13 protein-coding genes are annotated in these 17,578 nt (G+C 62.1%); all 13 read right to left on the bottom strand.

The features are described from left to right. Positions 1 to 42: 42 nt before the first annotated feature. Positions 43 to 732, bottom strand: coding sequence for a ribonuclease III (rnc, locus tag LPB405_RS08185; RefSeq protein WP_060824644.1), 690 nt, complete (start codon positions 730 to 732; stop codon positions 43 to 45). 16 nt (positions 733 to 748) lie between these two features. Beyond that, a complete protein-coding gene (gene rpmF, locus LPB405_RS08180; RefSeq protein WP_005505656.1) occupies positions 749 to 952 on the bottom strand; it encodes a 50S ribosomal protein L32 in 204 nt (67 codons plus the stop codon). Between the two features lie 30 nt (positions 953 to 982). Then, on the bottom strand, positions 983 to 1,591 hold the full coding sequence (locus LPB405_RS08175) for a YceD family protein (protein WP_012903341.1): 609 nt from the start codon (positions 1,589 to 1,591) through the stop codon (positions 983 to 985). A gap of 233 nt (positions 1,592 to 1,824) precedes the next feature. Further along, the gene (gene coaD, locus LPB405_RS08170; RefSeq protein ID WP_049337936.1) at positions 1,825 to 2,301 is read right to left on the bottom strand and encodes a pantetheine-phosphate adenylyltransferase; all 477 of its coding nucleotides are present in this window, start codon (positions 2,299 to 2,301) and stop codon (positions 1,825 to 1,827) included. 110 nt (positions 2,302 to 2,411) lie between these two features. Next, the gene (gene rsmD, locus LPB405_RS08165) at positions 2,412 to 3,077 is read right to left on the bottom strand and encodes a 16S rRNA (guanine(966)-N(2))-methyltransferase RsmD (RefSeq protein WP_219101180.1); all 666 of its coding nucleotides are present in this window, start codon (positions 3,075 to 3,077) and stop codon (positions 2,412 to 2,414) included. A gap of 89 nt (positions 3,078 to 3,166) precedes the next feature. Next, positions 3,167 to 6,799 carry an ATP-dependent DNA helicase RecG gene (locus LPB405_RS08160; protein WP_219101178.1) on the bottom strand — a complete coding sequence of 1,211 codons (3,633 nt, stop codon included), beginning with the start codon at positions 6,797 to 6,799 and terminating at the stop codon, positions 3,167 to 3,169. Continuing rightward, positions 6,796 to 8,064 carry a Dak phosphatase gene (locus tag LPB405_RS08155; protein WP_219101176.1) on the bottom strand — a complete coding sequence of 423 codons (1,269 nt, stop codon included), beginning with the start codon at positions 8,062 to 8,064 and terminating at the stop codon, positions 6,796 to 6,798. Before LPB405_RS08155 ends, LPB405_RS08160 begins: the two co-directional genes overlap by 4 nt. A 205-nt stretch (positions 8,065 to 8,269) precedes the next feature. Next, positions 8,270 to 9,637 carry a thiamine-phosphate kinase gene (locus tag LPB405_RS08150; protein ID WP_219101174.1) on the bottom strand — a complete coding sequence of 456 codons (1,368 nt, stop codon included), beginning with the start codon at positions 9,635 to 9,637 and terminating at the stop codon, positions 8,270 to 8,272. A gap of 78 nt (positions 9,638 to 9,715) precedes the next feature. Beyond that, positions 9,716 to 11,413 carry a hypothetical protein gene (locus tag LPB405_RS08145; RefSeq protein ID WP_257604905.1) on the bottom strand — a complete coding sequence of 566 codons (1,698 nt, stop codon included), beginning with the start codon at positions 11,411 to 11,413 and terminating at the stop codon, positions 9,716 to 9,718. Positions 11,414 to 12,036: 623 nt separating this feature from the next. Beyond that, on the bottom strand, positions 12,037 to 13,155 hold the full coding sequence (locus LPB405_RS08140; protein WP_219101170.1) for a D-alanine--D-alanine ligase family protein: 1,119 nt from the start codon (positions 13,153 to 13,155) through the stop codon (positions 12,037 to 12,039). A 225-nt stretch (positions 13,156 to 13,380) separates the two neighbouring features. Continuing rightward, a complete protein-coding gene (locus LPB405_RS08135; RefSeq protein ID WP_219101168.1) occupies positions 13,381 to 14,499 on the bottom strand; it encodes an NAD(P)H-dependent glycerol-3-phosphate dehydrogenase in 1,119 nt (372 codons plus the stop codon). Positions 14,500 to 14,596: 97 nt separating this feature from the next. Further along, positions 14,597 to 15,454, bottom strand: coding sequence for a lysophospholipid acyltransferase family protein (locus tag LPB405_RS08130; protein WP_219101166.1), 858 nt, complete (start codon positions 15,452 to 15,454; stop codon positions 14,597 to 14,599). Further along, positions 15,454 to 16,887: a UDP-N-acetylglucosamine 1-carboxyvinyltransferase gene (gene murA, locus LPB405_RS08125; RefSeq protein WP_219101164.1), complete on the bottom strand. Its 1,434-nt coding sequence runs from the start codon at positions 16,885 to 16,887 to the stop codon at positions 15,454 to 15,456. Before murA ends, LPB405_RS08130 begins: the two co-directional genes overlap by 1 nt. Between the last annotated feature and the right edge of the window lie 691 nt (positions 16,888 to 17,578).

Raw genomic sequence — 17,578 nt, 5'->3', positions numbered from 1 at the left:
AGCCCCGCAGAGTTAGCAGACCTGCAGGATGATTGAATGAGCCTAAACCAGAACGCGGTACGCCTGCTCAGCGGCAAGGCGCTCCGCTTCCTTCTTGCTCGGACCCACACCGGTACCGGCCTGCTGGTTCGCCACAATAGCGACCGCAGTGTACACGCGCGCGTGGTCGGGGCCCTCGCCGGTGACCTCATAGCGCACGTCTCCCCAACCGCGGGCGGTGGCGAGGTTCAGCAGCTCGGTCTTCCAGTCGCGTCCAGAGTTCAGGACCTTCTCATCATCGAGCAGCGGCGCAATCAGGCGCAGCACCAGGTCACGAGCCGCCTCGCGACCGCACTCCAGGTAGGTCAGGCCGAAAATCGCTTCCATGGTGTCGGCAAGGATCGAGTCCTTATCGGCACCGCCGGTGTGAATCTCGCCCTTACCGAGCAGGATGTACCGGCCCAGATCCAGGTCGCGTGCCACCTTCGCCAACGCCACCGTAGACACCACCACGTGGTGCAGCTTCACGAGCTCGCCCTCGGGCAGGTCGGGGTAGCGTCGGTACACTTCTTCAGCGATCGCCAGGGAAAGCACCGAATCGCCCAGGAACTCCAGGCGCTCGTTATGCTCCACCCCGGGGTTCTCGAAGGCGTAGGAGCGGTGGGTTAGGGATAGCAAAAACGTCTCGGCGTCGATATCGACCCCGAGACGTTTACGCAACTCCCTAGTATCAACACTAGGAAATTCAAACATAAGGATTCACCGCTTCTTAGGCGTCTGCAACCTTACGGCCCTTGTACTCCAGGAACAGGGCGTTGCCTGCAGCGTCGGTTACAACCTTTGCCTGGTGGGGCAGGCTGTAGGTCACGCGACCGTTTTCAACGGTCTTAACCAGCTGGGGCACGGATGCCTTCCACTGGGAACGGCGTGCGCGGGTGTTAGCGCGGGACATCTTGCGCTTGGGAACAGCCACAGCTATCTCACAATCTCTAGTAACAACAATTTAGTTTTCGGTATCTGCACCGAGCAGGCCCTGCAGGGCCGACCAGCGCGGATCCAACACCTCGTGATGATGCCCGGGGTCATCCTCCAGGCGCGCACCGCAATCGGCGCACAGACCCTGGCAGGTGTCCCTACAAACAGGCTGGAACGGCAGTTGAAGGATTACTGCGTCCCGCAGAGCCGGTTCAAGGTCGATGGAATCATCCTCAACGGCGTACTGCTCATCTACTTCGTCTTCGGGGCCGCCAGCCGGGGCCTTCTCAAAGACGAAAAGCTCTTGAATATTGGCCGACATCTCGTAATCAATCGGATCCAAGCAGAGGCTACACTCGCCGTGTACATCCACAACGACGGAGCCGGTTACTAGGATACCATCAACAACAGACTCCATACGAATATCGAGGTCAATATCCGAACCCTCTTCCACGCCGATGAGCGTGTTACCCAGGTCTGCCGGTGCGGGCAGAACCTCAGTGAGAGTTTCCATGGTGCCGGGGCGGTGAATCAGGTTAGTGACTGATACAACCAGCGGCGATGCGTCTGCACGTGAAATGGCGTTTCTCCTTACGAAATGTATAAACCAAAGTCCCATTTTAGGGGTCATTCGCACCGTTAATCAAGATTAAGCGCCTTTTAAATCTCTTTAAGTGGCGCTCACCTCTTAAATATCCCCTTAAGGAGACACCGCGCGGCACTTAATCGGCCGGTCGGGGCGTTCCATAGGTAATTAAGCGCCCGGTCGGCGGTGCGAGTTATTCTGCCGGAGCCCTGCCGGTGGTCATGTCGGGCGTGTCGGATGGGTGCGCGCCCGGTGGCGTGCGCCCGGGTTGATGAGGCGTTTTCCTAGGCGCTCTTCAGGGCGCGGGCGACCGCCTCCGGCACGAAGGGAGTCACGTCACCACCCAGCGACGCCACCTCACGAATAATCGTGGACGACACCGCACCGTAGCGGTCCTCACCCGCCAAGAACACCGTCTCAACCTGCGCCAGGTGACGGTTCATGCTCGCCATCGGAGCCTCATAGCTGTAGTCCGTCGCAGAACGCAGACCCTTCACCAGCACCTTCGCGCCGCGCTCCGCCGCGTACTCGGCAAGCAGCACGCCTGGCGGAATCGGCTCCACGCTCACGCCCTCAATGCCGAGCTCCTGCAGGGACTCACGCACCAGCTGCACGCGCTCCTCCAGGGAGAAACGGTACTTCTTGGAGCTATTGTGCGCCACGCCCACGATCACCTCATCAAAGAGCTGAGCGGCGCGGGCAATGATTTCCAGGTGGCCGTGGTGCACGGGGTCAAAAGAGCCGGGGCAGAGGGCAATCATGGCGGTCCCTTCACGAATAAATATCAGAGGTTGGAATGGCTAGAGGCAGGCGGGTTAGAGGGGTCGAGCTCGCGGGGGATGCGCGAGCGCAGGGTTGCGCGAGCGCGGGCTTAGGCTGCGAGCTCTTCAGCGTCCTCGCCGGGCTCAGTATTCTCGCCGGACTCGTCGCCCGCCTGCTCCTCCGCCTCGTCAGGCTCCACGTAGTAGAGCACCGTCTCGCCGTGCTGACGGGTCGAAAAACAGTACAGGCCCTCGCCCCACACCGGCTCGGGGTCGCGCGAAGAACGCTCCACCACGACCACGGCGCCCTCGGCGAGCTTGGGGGTGAGCGCCTCCAGCAGCTCGCTGACCTGCTCGTTCGGCATGGCGTAGGGCGGGTCAACAAACACCAGGTCCCACGGACCGGAGGCGGACTTCACGTAGGTCAGCGCCTGAGACTGCTGCACGCGCGCCGCAGAACCGGTAGCGCCAGAAGAACCAGAGCCGGTGCGCCCCATCGCCTTCTCCACCGCGGCAACGTTCTTGCGAATCACCGCAACAGCCTTCGGGTACGTGTCCAGCAGCGTCACGGAGGCTGCACCGCGCGAGAGCGCCTCGCAGCCGAGCGCGCCCGAGCCGCCGAAAGCGTCCAGCACGCGGGCGCCGCGAATAATGTCGTAGCTCTCCAGCTTGGAGAAGAGGGATTCCTTCACCCGGTCGGTGGTGGGGCGAGTATTATCCCCCGGAACCGAGGCAAGGCGAACGCCTCCGGCGGCACCGGAAATAATACGGCTCATAGGGTCTCTCCTCTTAGCTAGTGCGGTGTGTTGCAGTTGTTTTTGTGCGCGGGCAGTTCAAGGGGCGGGTCTTCTCCCCTATCGGGCGCCTATCCCCTACCGAGGAACGCCTCACGGTCAGCGTCCAGGGCACGGTCAATCGTACGCGCCAAAGACGGATGCTTAGCCAGCGTCGGGTCCTTCTCCACCACCGAGCGGGCATCCTCGCGGGCACGCTCAATAATGTCGGCATCGGCGAGCGCCCGCAAGAACCGCAGGGTGCTCTTCGAGCCTGATTGTGCAGCACCCAGAATATCACCCTCACGGCGCTGCGCCAGGTCGATGCGGGAAAGCTCAAAGCCGTCCGTGGTGGAGGCGACCGCATCCAGACGCTCGCGGGACACGCCGCCCTCCTCCTGGCGTGTAACCAGCAGACAGGTGCCCGCGTAGCCGCCGCGGCCCACACGACCGCGCAGCTGGTGCAGGCCCGAGATGCCGAAACGGTCGGCGTCCATGATAATCATGAGCGTGGCGTTCGGGACATTCACGCCCACCTCAATGACGGTGGTGCTGATGAGCAGGTCAATTTCTCCGCGCTCGAAAGCGGTCATGACGGCGGTCTTCTCCGCCGGGTCCATGCGGCCGTGCAGGGTGCCGATACGCACGCCGACGAGCGCGTCCTCAGCGCTCAGGTAGGAGTACATTGAGGCGACCGAGGTCAGCTGAACCTTGCCGTCGCTGCTGGCGCTACCGCCCTGACCGAAATAGCCCTGGGCAGTACTGCCCGCGCCAGCACCGTTGAGGCTGGATGCGCCAAAGAACGCGGCGCCCTCCTCCAGGCTATCGCCGTCCTCCCCGATTTTGGGTACGACAACGTACACCTGGTGGCCCGCGTCGATTTCTTCGCGGGCGCGCCTCCACAGCCGGGATGCCCAGGCGGGCTTCTCGGCGAGGGGCACCACGTGCGTTGAGATTTTCTGGCGGCCGGCGGGCAGTGTGTCGAGCACGGAAACGTCCAGGTCACCGAACACGGTCATGGCGACGGTACGCGGAATGGGCGTTGCGGTCATGACCAGGCGGTGCGGCAGGGCGCCGTCGGTGCCGCGCAGGCTGTCGCGCTGCTCCACGCCGAAGCGGTGCTGCTCGTCCACGACGACCAGACCCAAATCGTGGAAGCTCACCTCATCGGAAAGCAGGGCGTGGGTGCCAATCACAATCTGGGCGGTGCCGTCGGCGAGTTCCTGCAGTACCTTGCGCTTGGCGCGGGTACCCATGGAGGCGGTCAGCAGGCGCACACGCACACGGCGGGGTTCCTCCCCGCTCCCCGCGGGGATTCCCTCGGCGGAACCGGCGGCTGAATCGTCAAAGTCTTCGGGCGCCGCCATATCCCCCAGAATGTCCAGCACCGAACGCAAATGCTGCTCGGCAAGCACCTCGGTCGGGGCGAGCATCGCGGACTGGCCGCCCGCATCGGCAACCTGCAGCATGGCGCGCAGAGCCACCACGGTCTTACCGGAACCCACATCACCTTGCAGCAGGCGGTTCATGGGCGATTCACTCGACAAATCCGCGGCAATCTCAGCGCCCACCTTCTGCTGCCCCTCAGTCAGCTCGTAGGGCAGAACCTGAAGCAGCCGATCGGCGAGGCCGCCCTCCACGGCGGGGCGCGGCTGAGTCAAGTGCGCGGCACGTACCGAATGCAGGCGGGCGAGCGCGCTCTGCAGCACGAATGCCTCGCGGTAACGCATCTGTGCCTGCGCGGCACGCCAGGTGTCCTCCGAGTCGGGGGTGTGCAGGGCACGGTACGTCCACTCCAGCGAGGGCACCTTGCGGGCGCGACGAATTGTGTAGGGTACCGGGTCTTCGAGTTCTTTGAGCGGCACCTTTTCGAGCAGCTGCGCCATGTAGCCGCTGATGCGGTCGGTGGGTAGCTTCACGGGGGCGCGATAGACGGGCACGGGGGCGGTGGCGGCGTCGGTGACGTCCGCGCCGGAAGCGTCCTTCGAGAGCAGGGCGTAGTGCGGGTTGGTGAGGGTGTATTCGCCGCGGTAGATGCCGACCCTGCCCGAGAACATCATGGTTTCGCCCTCGTGGATTTCGCGGGCGGCGGTCCAGGCGTTGAAGAAGGAGAGCTTCATCTGCGAGCCGATGAGCGCGCCCGCACCGGGATTCGTGCTCGGGCTGGGTGCGGGCACGCCAAAGAGGCCTCCCTGCGCGAAGCTATCCTGGCCGAACGAATCCTGGCCGTAGCTGTCTGCGTAGCCGCTGTAGGAGGCGGGTTGTGCTCCCCTGCCCTGGGTGGGGTTCGGGGCGGTGGGAATCTGCGCGGCGGGGTTCTGGGTGGCGTTCGGGCGAGTGTTAGCGAGCGCGTTGATGCGCGGGTTGTGCATCCCGGTTGCCTGCCAACTCTGAGCGGGCGCAGCAGAGGAACCGGGGCGGTTAGCGCGCCCGGGCACCACGGATACGGGACCGCCAGCACCAAAACCAGCGGCACCAAAACCGGCGGGTGCGTCCTGCCCGGTGGCGTCGGCGAGCCGGTCGGTGATGGTCACTTCCGTGATTTTGCCGCGGCGTGCCGCCATGGTTCGGGTGCTCACGTGCACCACGCGGGCGATGATGGTGACGTCCTGACCCTCAACGAGTTCGGCGAAGGAGCTGAGCTCGCCGCGCGGCAGGTATTTGCGCGGGAAGTACTCGAGCATTTCCCCGACGGTGTGCAGGTCAAGGTGCGCGGAGATTGCCTTGGCGCTGGGTGCGGGCAGGTACTTTTTGAGCGGCGCATTTTCGATGCGGTCTTCGGAGGCGTAGCGCGCCAGGGCACGGCTTTTAGCCTCCGCGGCTGCAGATGCGGAGGCTGCAGCGGGCTTCTCAGCCGCAACCTTCTTGGTAGCGGCCTTCTTCGCAGGAGCTTTCTGGGCGGGAGCTTTCTTCGGCGTAGTTTTTTGCGCAGGCGTTGCCTTCTTGGAGGGGGTTTTCGGCGTAGCAGTTTTCGATGCCGGGGTTCTCGATGTCGAGGTTTTGGAAGCAGGAGCTTTCTCTGCGGGCACAGTCTTCTTCGCTACAGCCTTTTTGGGTGCAGACTTTTTGGTCGCGGACTTTTCAGCTTCTGCCTCGGGCGCACTCTTCTTCGGCGCAGGCTCCTGCTCGACCTCTTCGCTTGCCTTCGTTACCTTTTGCGGGCGCGCCGGAATATCCCGCGCGGCAGTTTCACTCTCCTGCGGGCTCGGTTCGTTCTGAACTAGTTCTTTCTGGGCAGGTGCCTTCTGAACCGTCTTCTTCTGAGCGGGTGCCTTGCGGGTTGCCTTCTTCCGTGCGGGCTCCTCCGCCTGAGTTGCCTGCCGCGCCGCCAACGCAATATCGACCAGCTCGTAGAGAGCGTCGTCGGTCATGGTGTGCGCGGCGGGGCCCAGCGAATGTTTGAGCGTCTTGAGCGCCTTACGGTAGGGTGCGCTGGCGCGCTGTGCCGCGCGTTCGCTCAGTTCGGCGCGGCTCACCTCGCCGCGGGCGTAGGCGGCAAGATCACGCACGGTCAGCTCGGCGGTGGTGCGGAGCTGCTCATCGCTCAGTAGAAGCGTAGCTTTTTTCCCCCGCTGAGCGCGGGTAGGCTCGACAGCCGTTGACTCTGCGGGTTCACCCTGCGCTGCCTCGGCCTTCGCAGGTTTAGTCTTAGCGGGCGCAGGCTCGGGAAGCCCCAAATCCAGGGCTTCCTGCTGTGGGTTCACGGAACGTCGGGCGGGGCTCATACGCCGCCCTCCGCACCGCACGCGTGGTCGGCGTGGTGGCCATCCGTCAGGGAGGAAATACGCTCATCCGCCCACTGCCCGTAGCCCATAATCAGCTCGCGGGCGGGGTCGATGTCGGGCACATGCACGTGCAGCGCCCAGAGTCCAGCCGCCATGTCCAGGGGCGTAATGAGCAGACTGTCACCCATGGCTTCAAGTTCGGGGCGCAACTGCGCCAGGGCGAGGGGCTCGCAGGTCAGCGTACCCATGAGCTCCCAGCCACTCTGCCCCTCACCTTCTGCGTGCTCGGCAGGTTCAGAACCTACCGCAGAAGCCACACCGGCAGAGGGCGCACGCAGCATGGACTCCACCTGCGCCTCGTTCAGGATCGCGCCCTCCCAACGCGGGTTGGAGTGCACCACGGCAAGGTAGAAGCCGAGCGCGCCAGCATCCACGAAACCTGCAAGCTCGGGTGAGGGCGGGAACTGCGCGGTACGTTCCAGAGCGGCACGCATCAGCGCACGTCGACGCTCTTTCAGCACCTCGTCAGCAGCTTCTGCGTCCTGCGATGCATCATAGTGTGCGTCCAGGCGGGCGAGCTCCACCATGACCGACAGCATCGTGGAGGGCACCATCTGCTCCCCCACACTGGCGCGAATACGCTCAGCCGCGAACGCCATCGCGCGCGCCTCCGCATGGGCGTACTCCAGCTTCACTTCGCGGTGCTTCGGCAGGGAACCGCCAGCCAGCACACGCTCGTAGTCTGCCTCCAGGGCACGCACGAGCGGCAGCTCATCGCCCGTGTTGCCGAGCTCCTGCGCGAGGTTTCCGGGCAGGAACCAGTAGCTGCGCACCGCCTCCAGCGCCCAGGCACAAAGCAGGGTACCCGAGTTGCCGCGTGCCACGCGGGATGCGCGCATAATCGCGTGCTCATAGATGCCACCCAGTTGAATCCACAGGTGGGCGAGGGTTTCCTCGTCAGAGGTGCCCTCCCCGCCAAGAATTTCGCCCGCGGGAAGAACCTCACTAGAAAGAATTTCACCGGGCAGAACCTGCTCCATGCCCCGCTCAAACTCTTCGGTCAGGGTCAGCAGGGTGTGGGCGATATTGGAGCCGGTGTCCTTATCGGGCACGGGGAACCCGTTGAGTTCGTTGAGCGCCTCGCGGTAGCGTTCGATGGTGGTGCGGGCGGCGGTGGACCACGCTACGCCGAAGCGGTAGGCACACACGCAGGCGCGGCGGTAAATCTCGCGCTCTTCGGTGCGCTGGTTCTGTTCTGCGTTCACGCTACCCTCCTTGTAAGTTTCGTCGGTTTCGCGCGGTTCTCGGCTGATTTCTCAACTAGTTCCCGGCTGATTTCTCGGTGCCCGCGGCACGGACAGAATCCAGCCTATTTCGTACTTCTATTCTAGGCAATTTCGGTTAAATGTACGGTATTGCCCGTCGTCTATCCCGCGGGGTGAAAACACCTCACGGCACTCAATCAAGCTCCTACGCGGAAGCTCCGTAGTGTTCCCAGCCCATGCCGTCCAGGGAGCGGCCGTCCATCACGACCGCCGCGCCGGTTACCGTATCATGGCGGCGCTCGGCACCGTAGAGCTCAGCACTCAGACCGCGCTCCGGGGCGTCCGCAACGCAGGTGCCCAGGGGCACGAACTCTTCGGGCACCTCACCGGGGAAGGTCGCCAGCAGACCGTGGTCTTCCCCGCCAACCAGCACGAAGGTGCGCGCCAGGGATGCGGGGCTCTCCCCCGCCTCGTTACGTTCACCAATCGCCAGCAGCAGGCGCGCCAACGGTAGCAGCGGCTCGGCGAACGCACCCACGGCGGCACGGTCGAGGCGCATCTGCACCCCGGAGGCGGCAGCAACTCGCCCAGCGTCCTTGACGAGTCCGTCGGAAAGATCCAGCATGGAGCTTGCCCTATGCTGGCGTGCCACTTCACCGGCGGGGATGGGGCTGACCGGGTGGTGCTGCGAGTCGACGGCGCGCTCGCAGACCGCAATCATGTGCGCGGCCTCTTCGGGGGTGAGGGTGCGGGCAAGCTCGATGAGACCCTCGGGAAGAACGCCACCAGGAAGAGCGCCAGTACCTTCAGCCTGCTTCTCAGCCTGCTTTTGAGCCCACGCCCGACTCACCGCGCCCAGCGCCGCCTCAGCATCCTGACCTGCAGCAATGGCACGCAGTAGTGCCGTGGCGGGCAGGGAGAGCGGGTTGAGCAGCAGGCGCAGACCGGCATCGGACCAGGCGGTACGTCCCGCCAGGGCGATAGTGTCGCCGGGGCGTGCGCCGGAGCGCAGCACGGCGCGATCCGTGTAGCCGAGGGCGGTCACAGTCACCGACATTTCGGTGGAGTCGCCAATATCGCCGCCGCCAATCACACATTCGGTGGCTCCGCAGGCGTTGATTCCGTCCACAATGCCGTGGGCGAAGCCGTCAATCCAACCATAGGGGGTGCTGCCGGGCAGGCTCAGGGAGATGAAGAGGCTCGCCGGGCGTGCCCCCATGGCGGCAACGTCGGCGAGGTTCTGGGTCGCGGCTTTGCGCCCCACATCGTAGCCGCTACTGCGGGCGGGTTCCAGAATGAACTCACCGGCTTCACTCGTCTGTGCGATACCGCCGGGCCACAGGTTCATGAAGTCCTGGTCCTCGACGAGGGTGTCGGTGGTGACCACGGTACGCTGACCGGGCGCGGGCGCGGCGAGGACGGCACAGTCGTCACCGGGACCCACCTCGAGGGGTTCGATGCGCCCCGCCTGGCGTGCCGCTGCGGCAACCTGCTCGTTGTGGGCGTTGATAATCGGCATGAAAGCGCGCAGAACGCGGGACTCCCCTAGCTTTGAGAGAGGTGTCTCTCGCATGGGGTTGTCCCGCGTTTCGCTAAAAGTCTGAGGATTCACATCCTCTATTATCGCGTATTCTTACGCGTTATGTTCGCCTTATGCTCCGCGGCTGAAGTAGCGGATTGCCAGAGCAATCAGCACCAGACCGATGAGCGAGAAGAGAATCAGCGGTGCAATACCGGAAAGTCCGGAATCGTCCGCGTCCGCATTCTTCACGGCCTGCTCCTGGGCGGCATTCGCGCCGTCAGCCTTTGCCACGCTCTTTGCGGAGCGGCTGGCGCTAGCCGAGGTGGAGGAGGAGCTAGGCGACTTCGAAGCCGATACCGAGCTTGAGGAGTTCGAGGGGCTTGCCTCGTGGGAGTGGTCCTCCTCTGTCTTATTGCGCGAGAGGTATCCAGCAACCCAGTCAGCCGCACCCGGGATGGAGTCATTCGAGCCGTTATTGGCTGCGATTCGTCCGAGGGTGGTGCCGCCAGAACGCAACGGATCGTCATCCTCGCCATCAAGCCTGTCGCTCGGTGCCTTGCTCGGTGAAGAGCTCGAAGATCCCGAAGAGGAACTTGAGGAGTCAGAGGAGCTGCCCGGTCGCGGAAGCTCAATGGAGATGACGACATCTTCCCCAGAGATTTCCTTACGGGTGCCGGGGGTGGTCACCGGGTTGTTCGCCGGAGGAATCGGAGCAACAGGTTCGGTCTCAATCGGGGTAACCGACTTGGAGTCCGAGCTGTCCTTGTTATCCTCTACCGGAGCTACGGGAGCTACCGGAATCACGGGGATGACCGCATCCTTGGTCGGCTCGTTAGTCGGCTCCTGCTTAGCTTCCTTGGAGGGCTCCTGAGTCGGATCCTGAACCGGGGCCGGGACTACCGGAACCTGAGAAGGATCCTGGGTGGGTGCCTCAGTCGGTTCCTGAGTCGGCTCGGGAGTTACGTCCTTGGTCGGTTCAGGAGCGGGCACCGGATTCGGTTCCGGAGCGGGGTCCTGGGTCGGCTCCGGGGTCGGTTCGGGAGTTACGTCCTTCGTCGGCTCGGGAGTAGGTTCAGGGGTAGGCTCCGGATTCGGTTCGGGGGTCGGTTCGGGAGTAGGTTCCGGAGTCGGATCCTGAGTAGGCTCCGGGGTCGGCTCGGGAGTTACATCCTTCGTCGGCTCGGGAGTAGGTTCAGGGGTGGGCTCTACCGTAGGCTCAGGAATCGGATCCTTGGTGGGTTCCGCGGTGGGCTCCACAGTAGGCGCAACGGTCGGTTCCGGAGTGGGAGCAACAGTAGGTTCTGCCGTCGGCTGGACCGTAGGCTCCGCAGTCGGAGCTACAGTCGGCTCAGCCGTCGGAGTTGCAGTAGGAGCAACACTCGGTTCGGCACTTGCGCTAGGAGCTACGGTCGGCGTAGCGGTAGGTTCAGCGGTCGCATCCTTAGAGGGCTCTACGCTAGGACTCGCCGTAGCACTCGGGGTTGCGGTAGCACTAGCAGAAGCGGTGGGCTCGGCAGTGGGTTGCACAGTAGCACCCGGAGTAGGTGTCGCATCCGGGCTGGGCACGGCATCATGAGTGGGGGTAGCACTCGCGGAGGGCTCGGCGCTAGCGGTGGGCTGAGCACTCGAAGAAGCGCTAGGCTGAGCGGTGGGCTCTGCCTGCGCTTTGTCAGTCTTATTGTCCCCCTGAGCGGTGGGCCATGCGCTCACGGTTGCGAGCGTGGGTACTGCCGCCTGAGAGGAAGATGCCGCGGCCGCGGCGGGGTCCAGGGTTTGGCTTGCGGTGCCGACAGGGTTCGGCGGAAGCTGTGACGCTGCCTCCTGCACATCTTGAGCAAATGAGGCTACGTATGGACTTCCGGAAGCAACCAGTGCTGTCGCCAGACTCGCAGAGACCACCTTACGGTTTCGTTTTCCCAAAGGTTGTCCTTGACTTTCTAATACGTTGTGAGTGAATAGATACCCAATCGCTAGGGCAGATTGGATATGCCTTCATCTATTCTACCGAATCGACTTTTTCTTCATTACTCATTTTAGCGCTTTCATACCAATCTTTGAGCTTCAAGATGTGCAACGACCATCAACAACATCTTTTCGTTACCTAGAAGCATCATTTCATGCACTTATGAGCAGGATTACGTTTTGCCTTATCAATACCACTTTAAAACTTGCACTCCACTATCCAAGCAGCCTCGAGGCGAGTGTTAGTGATTTTTCTCATGGGTGAAATTCGAGCGATTCTCATCAAGATTTAGAGGCTAATACGTACCAATTACCCCTCCCGCACAGACTGAACTTGCCCGCCGCGCAAAAAAGTGCCCCGGTACAGACTCTCAAGAATCCGCACCGAGGCGCCTTACAGCAGGGGCACTCCCCCACCGTTAAATATTCACACGCTGAGCGCCAACTAAAGAATTTAGCCCACTCAAAACTTATGCACTCTCTAAAAACTAGCGCAGACCCAGGGGGCGTTCCATCGCCAGGGTCAGCAGCTCGCTAATCAGATCAGTGTAAGAGATACCGGTGTTCTCCCACATGGTCTTGTACATCGAAATCGGGGTGAAGCCGGGCATGGTGTTCACCTCGTTGATGACCAGGCGGCCATCCTCGGTGTAGAAGAAGTCCGCACGAGACAGACCCTCACCATCCAGCGCCAGGAACGCCTTCACAGCCAGCTCACGCAGACGATTCTGCACATCCTGCGGCAGGTTCGCCGGGCACACGGTCACAGCGGACGACTCAGAAACATACTTCGCCTCAAAGTCGTAGAAGCCGTGGTCCTCATCCACAACCTCAATCTCGCCGGGGTAGGATGCACGGGGCATCTCGCCGTGGTGGCCATCGAGCACAGCACACTCGATTTCGCGGCCCACAATACCGGCCTCAATAATGATCTTCGGGTCGTGGCGGCGTGCCTCTTCAATCGCGGGCACGAGCTCCTCCACCGAATCCACCTTGGTAATACCGAAGGAAGAACCTGCGCGGGTCGGCTTCACGAACATGGGGAAGCCCAGCTTCAGCACGCGCTCCAGAATCTGCTCGCGGTCCTCGTGCTCCCACTGGCGGTTGGTGATGACCTCGTAGGGGCCAACCTCCAGGCCAGCAGACTCGAAAGCAACCTTCATGAAGTGCTTATCCATACCCACAGCGGATGCGGTCACACCGCAACCCACATAGTGCAGGTCAGCCATTTCCAGCAGGCCCTGCACGGTGCCGTCCTCACCGAAGGGGCCGTGCAGCAGCGGGAACACAACGTCCACCGGTGCGGTGCGGGTAACGTTACCCTCAGCATCCACCAGGGTCAGGCGGGAATCGCCGGCACCCATCGGCAGGAACACCTGCTGGGTACCCTCGGGGAACTCTGCGGTACCGCGAGTGCCAGCAGTCAGGTCGGCGAGCTCCTGCTCGTCAGTCAGATACCAGCGGCCGTCACGGGTAATGCCGATAGTGATGACCTCGTAGGCGGTGCGGTCAATGGCGCTCAGCACGCCAGCGGCGGTAATGAGCGAAATGGGGTGCTCGGAGGAGCGGCCACCGCACAGCAGGGCGACGGTCTTCTTCTCGGTCATATATTTCTCCTAGTCAATGTTCCCCTACCCTCAGGTCCGGAAGGTGGAACGGCAATGCGTCAATAATCCTAACGCACGAATACCGTCGCGGTCACTGATGCGTTTCTCACGCACCGGTCTTCCGCAACGGTATCCGTCCTCGGATGTTTACATTCAATCTTCTTCTAGTATGTCCTGGCACACACCACTAATCAGGGGTTACCAGCACACCAGAAAGCTTTAACCTTAGTGGCTCTCGTGCTTGAGGCGGCGACCCAGCAGCTGAGGCGCCAACTCCTCAATGCCAATACGGCCCGAAAGCACAGCCACCACAGCCTCAACAATGGGCATCTCCACGCCGTGACGACGAGCCAACTCAGCCACCACCGGCGCCGACTTAATCGACTCGGCAGTCTGGCTCATGTGCTCGTGCAGACGGTCAGGGGTAACACCCTGAGCCAGCAGGCGGCCCGCCGTGTGGTTACGAGACAGCGGCGAAGAGCAGGTCGCAATCAAGTCGCCCATGCCAGCAAGACCGCTCATGGTCGCAGCCTCGCCGCCCAACGCCACCGCCAGGCGGGTAATCTCCGCCAGGCCGCGCGTCATAATGGACGCCTTCGAATTATCGCCGTAATTACGGCCCTCGCAAATACCCACGCAAAGCGCAATCACGTTCTTCACCAGGCCGCCAATTTCGGTACCCACCACATCCGTGTTGGTGTACGGGCGGAAGTACGCGCACGCAATCGCGTGAGCAACAGACTCAGCCACCGGCAGGGTACGAGCCGCAACCACGGAGGCGGTAGGCTCCTCCCCCATGATTTCCTTCGCCAGGTTCGGGCCCGAGAGCACGCACACGCGGTGCGGAATATGACCGATCGCGCGCACATCAGCACCGCGCAGAGCCATAGCCTCTTCCAGCTCCTCGGTAATGACCTGCGACATGCGCAGACCCGTACCGGTCTCCAGGCCCTTCGCCAAAGACACCAGCATGGCGTTCGGCTCAATATAGCGGGCGAAGCTCTGCAACTGCGAACGCAGAACCTGCGCAGGCAGGGCAAGAACCACGATATCGGCGCCGGTCAGCGCCGCGGGGGCATCCGCCGTGAAGTGCATGTTGTCCGGCAGCTTCATTCCCGGAAAATAGCGGGCGTTCTCGCGGGTGCGCTCGCACTCAGCCATCACCTGCTCATCACGACCAATGAGGGTCACACGAGTGTCATCTCCACGCTCACGGGCAGCATCCGCCGCGATCTTAGCGAAAGCGGTGCCCCAGCTACCGGCACCCAGCACCGCAATAGACTGTACGGTTGCCGGAGGGGTAAATTCAGGGCTTGCTGCGGGGGTGCGTCCAAAGAAGGTCACGAAAACACCATCTTCCTTGTGAGGTCCTTGGGTGAGCCACCGAAGGCGCCCGGTCGGGCACCTATCGGTGGCTCTCATATGATTCCCAGCGGGAATACTACTTTTCGTCCGGTTCGCCGAGTGCGCCACCGACCGGACCGGAGGGGGTGCCGGGGGCTTCACGACGCTTAGTGCGCGGGTTCCAACGACCCTCAGGAGCCTTCTCGCCGCGGATTTGCTCCAGCTCGGCGGTAATAGCATCCAGCATGGCGTCGGTGACCACGCCCAGTTCGGTGCGGGTGTGCTTAGCATCGGGGCTGGCATCCTCAACGAGGGAGGCAATATCCAGTGCCTTGCCAACCTTCACGCGGACGGTCTTGCGCGGGAACAGCGAAATCTTACGCTTCTCCTTGATGCGGCCGTCCTCGCCAGGCTCATCCACGTAACCGAGAATCTGCTCATCCCCCCAGTGCGCCACCGGGAAGACGGGCGCGCCGGTCGCAAGAGCCAGACGAGCCGCACCGGTACGCGCCTGCATGGGCCACAGTTGCGGATCGTGGGTGGTGGTGCCCTCCGGGAAAATTATGACGGCACCGCCAGCCTCAACAATCTTGCGGGCAGTAATCAGGGACTTACGCGCATCCACCGAACCGCGAATCACGGGAATATGCGCGAGCTTGCGCATAATGTAGCCGAGCACGGGTGCACGGAAGAGCGAATCCTTCGCCAAGAAGCGCGGCAGGGCGCCCTCAACGAAAGCAGGGAAAGCCACGGTCACCGGGTCAAGCTCGGTGGTGTGGTTAGCCACGATAATGTACCCGCCGCTCTTGGGCAGGTTCTCACGGCCGGCAATCTCAACGCGTGCGATGAGCATGTACAGCCCGCGCACAGCGTTACCGAGCACCTTGTACAGAGCATCGCCGGAGGCGGTGGGCTCAATCTCAGGCAGAGCCTGCTTTCCCTGCTGTCCGCTCACTAGTCCTGAACCTCAACTTCCTCGGGCTCAACAACGACGATTGCCGCATCGGGCTTGGGAGCCTTCGACGCCTTGCGTGCCAGCACCTCAAAGTTGGCACCCAGGCCCTTGAGCTTCTCCTCGAAGTTCTCGTAGCCGCGAGCAATCAGCTCAACGCCGCTCACGTGAGAGGTGCCCTTAGCAGTCAGAGCAGCAATGATGTGGGAGAAGCCGCCGCGCAGATCCGGAACCTCAATGTCGGCGCCGGTCAGCGGGGTGGGGCCAGAAATAATAGCGGAGTGGCCGTAGCCCTTACCCTCGAAACGGCAGGGTGCGCCGCCCACGCAGTCACGCATGACGACAATATCTGCACCCATCTGCTTCAGCGCGTTGGTGAAGCCGAAACGCTCCTCGTACACGGTCTCGTGCACAATGGACGCGCCCTTAGCCTGGGTCAGCGCCACAACGAGGGGCTGTTGCCAGTCGGTCATGAAGCCGGGGTGCACGTTGGTCTCAAAGACGATGGGCTTCAGCTGAGCACCGGGGGTGCGCTGAGCCGGGTGGGTGAAGCGGATACCGTCAGCGGTCACCTCGTACAGGCCACCCATCTTGCGGAACTGGTTCAGGAACGCGGTCATATCCTTCTGAGCTGCACCGCGAACGAAAATGTCGCCGCCGGTAGCCAGAGCTGCAGAAGCCCAGGAAGCGGACTCGTTGCGGTCGGGCAGGGACGCGTGATCGTAGCCAGTCAGCTCGTCCACGCCCTCAATGACGATGGTGCGGTCCTCGTTAATGAAGATGATGGCACCCATCTTCTGCAGAACAGCAATCAGGTCAATAATTTCGGGCTCAATCGCTGCGTTGCGCAGGACGGTCTTACCCTTAGCACGCACACCGGTGAGCAGAACCTGCTCGGTAGCGCCCACGGAGGGGTAGTTCAGCACAATCTCTGCACCCTTCAGACCCTCTTCGGGAACGATCAGGGTGGTGCCGGTTTCGTCGTCCTTCTCAACGACTGCGCCGAACTTGCGCAGTGCAGACATATGGTAGTCGATGGGGCGGTCACCGATCTTGCAGCCACCCAGGTTGGGGATGCGTGCGGTACCGAGGGTGTGCAGCAGCGGGCCCACCATCAGAATCGGGATACGAGAGTTACCGCCGAAGAGCTGAATCTCCTCTGCGTTCTTTGCAGCGGTGGTTGCATCCTGTGCGGGGTTGAGGGTCAGAACACCAGCTTCGCGGTCGTAGTCGACCTTTGCGCCGTGCAGCTCCACGAGGGTGGTAACGATTTCGACATCGCTCAGGTCAGGGACGTTACGCAGGGTCGAGGGGGTCGAACCGTGCAGTGCTGCGACCATCGCCTTGGGCACCAGGTTCTTGGCGCCTCGAACGTGGACCTCACCAACGAGCGGAGTGCCACCTTCAATGCGAAGCTTGCTGATGTTCTCAGTCATTAAAAATCCTTTGTGGAGTCGGCTGGTTTAGGCCGAACTTTAACAGTGTGCCGATGCGCCGCGTTCTCATACGCTCATACGTGCCGTGCCCTCTGCCGGTAGCAGGGCGAAACGGGCGCATATATTCATCATTATTCTAAGCCCTGCGTAAAGGTGCTCCAAACACCGAAGAGCCTTTGGAACTCGTGACTGGGATTTTGCTCTGTTGTATGTGTGATAAACCGCTCTGACCCCCTCCAGATTCAGAGCTAGAAAAAACAAAAAGATACACAAACATTCACACTAATGCAAACATTTTCTGGTTCTTCACCGAAATTTGACGCCAGTTTCGTCTTTTTGACGCACGAATTTGAACTTGAGAGTAACCTCACCCCTACAATAACGTGCACACTCGTGCCCACTGAACGGCGCCTCCACTCTCACCGAGGAGCCAATCGGCTCTACACTGCGGCATTGGCGCCGGCATTGCCGTTACTCCATGCAGTACGGAGCCTCACGGCAGGGAACGGGCGTGTATTCACTGCATAAACCCTGCGATGACGCCCAACCACAACGGTTCGGCTTCCTGCTTCACTTCAACTTCAAAAATTCACCTCAACATCACCGTAAATATTCGAAAGTCAACTAAAAACCAGGGCACATCGCAACCAACCACAGGTTATTTCGCGGCTGCATCCGCGAAACAACCGGA

The organism is Rothia mucilaginosa (assembly GCF_019334805.1).
Classification (GTDB): Bacteria; Actinomycetota; Actinomycetes; order Actinomycetales; family Micrococcaceae; genus Rothia; species Rothia mucilaginosa_C.
This window is presented reverse-complemented; position numbering and strand designations above follow the sequence as displayed.

Bases quoted from the DNA above. Each gene is read 5' to 3' on its own strand.
- murA (WP_219101164.1), bottom strand. From the start codon at position 16,887: ATGACTGAGAACATCAGCAAGCTTCGCATTGAAGGTGGCACTCCGCTC.
- coaD (WP_049337936.1), bottom strand. From the start codon at position 2,301: ATGATTGCCCTCTGCCCCGGCTCTTTTGACCCCGTGCACCACGGCCAC.
- rsmD (WP_219101180.1), bottom strand. From the start codon at position 3,077: ATGAGCCGTATTATTTCCGGTGCCGCCGGAGGCGTTCGCCTTGCCTCG.
- LPB405_RS08160 (WP_219101178.1), bottom strand. From the start codon at position 6,799: ATGAGCCCCGCCCGACGTTCCGTGAACCCACAGCAGGAAGCCCTGGAT.
- LPB405_RS08150 (WP_219101174.1), bottom strand. From the start codon at position 9,637: ATGCGAGAGACACCTCTCTCAAAGCTAGGGGAGTCCCGCGTTCTGCGC.
- LPB405_RS08140 (WP_219101170.1), bottom strand. From the start codon at position 13,155: ATGACCGAGAAGAAGACCGTCGCCCTGCTGTGCGGTGGCCGCTCCTCC.
- rnc (WP_060824644.1), bottom strand. From the start codon at position 732: ATGTTTGAATTTCCTAGTGTTGATACTAGGGAGTTGCGTAAACGTCTC.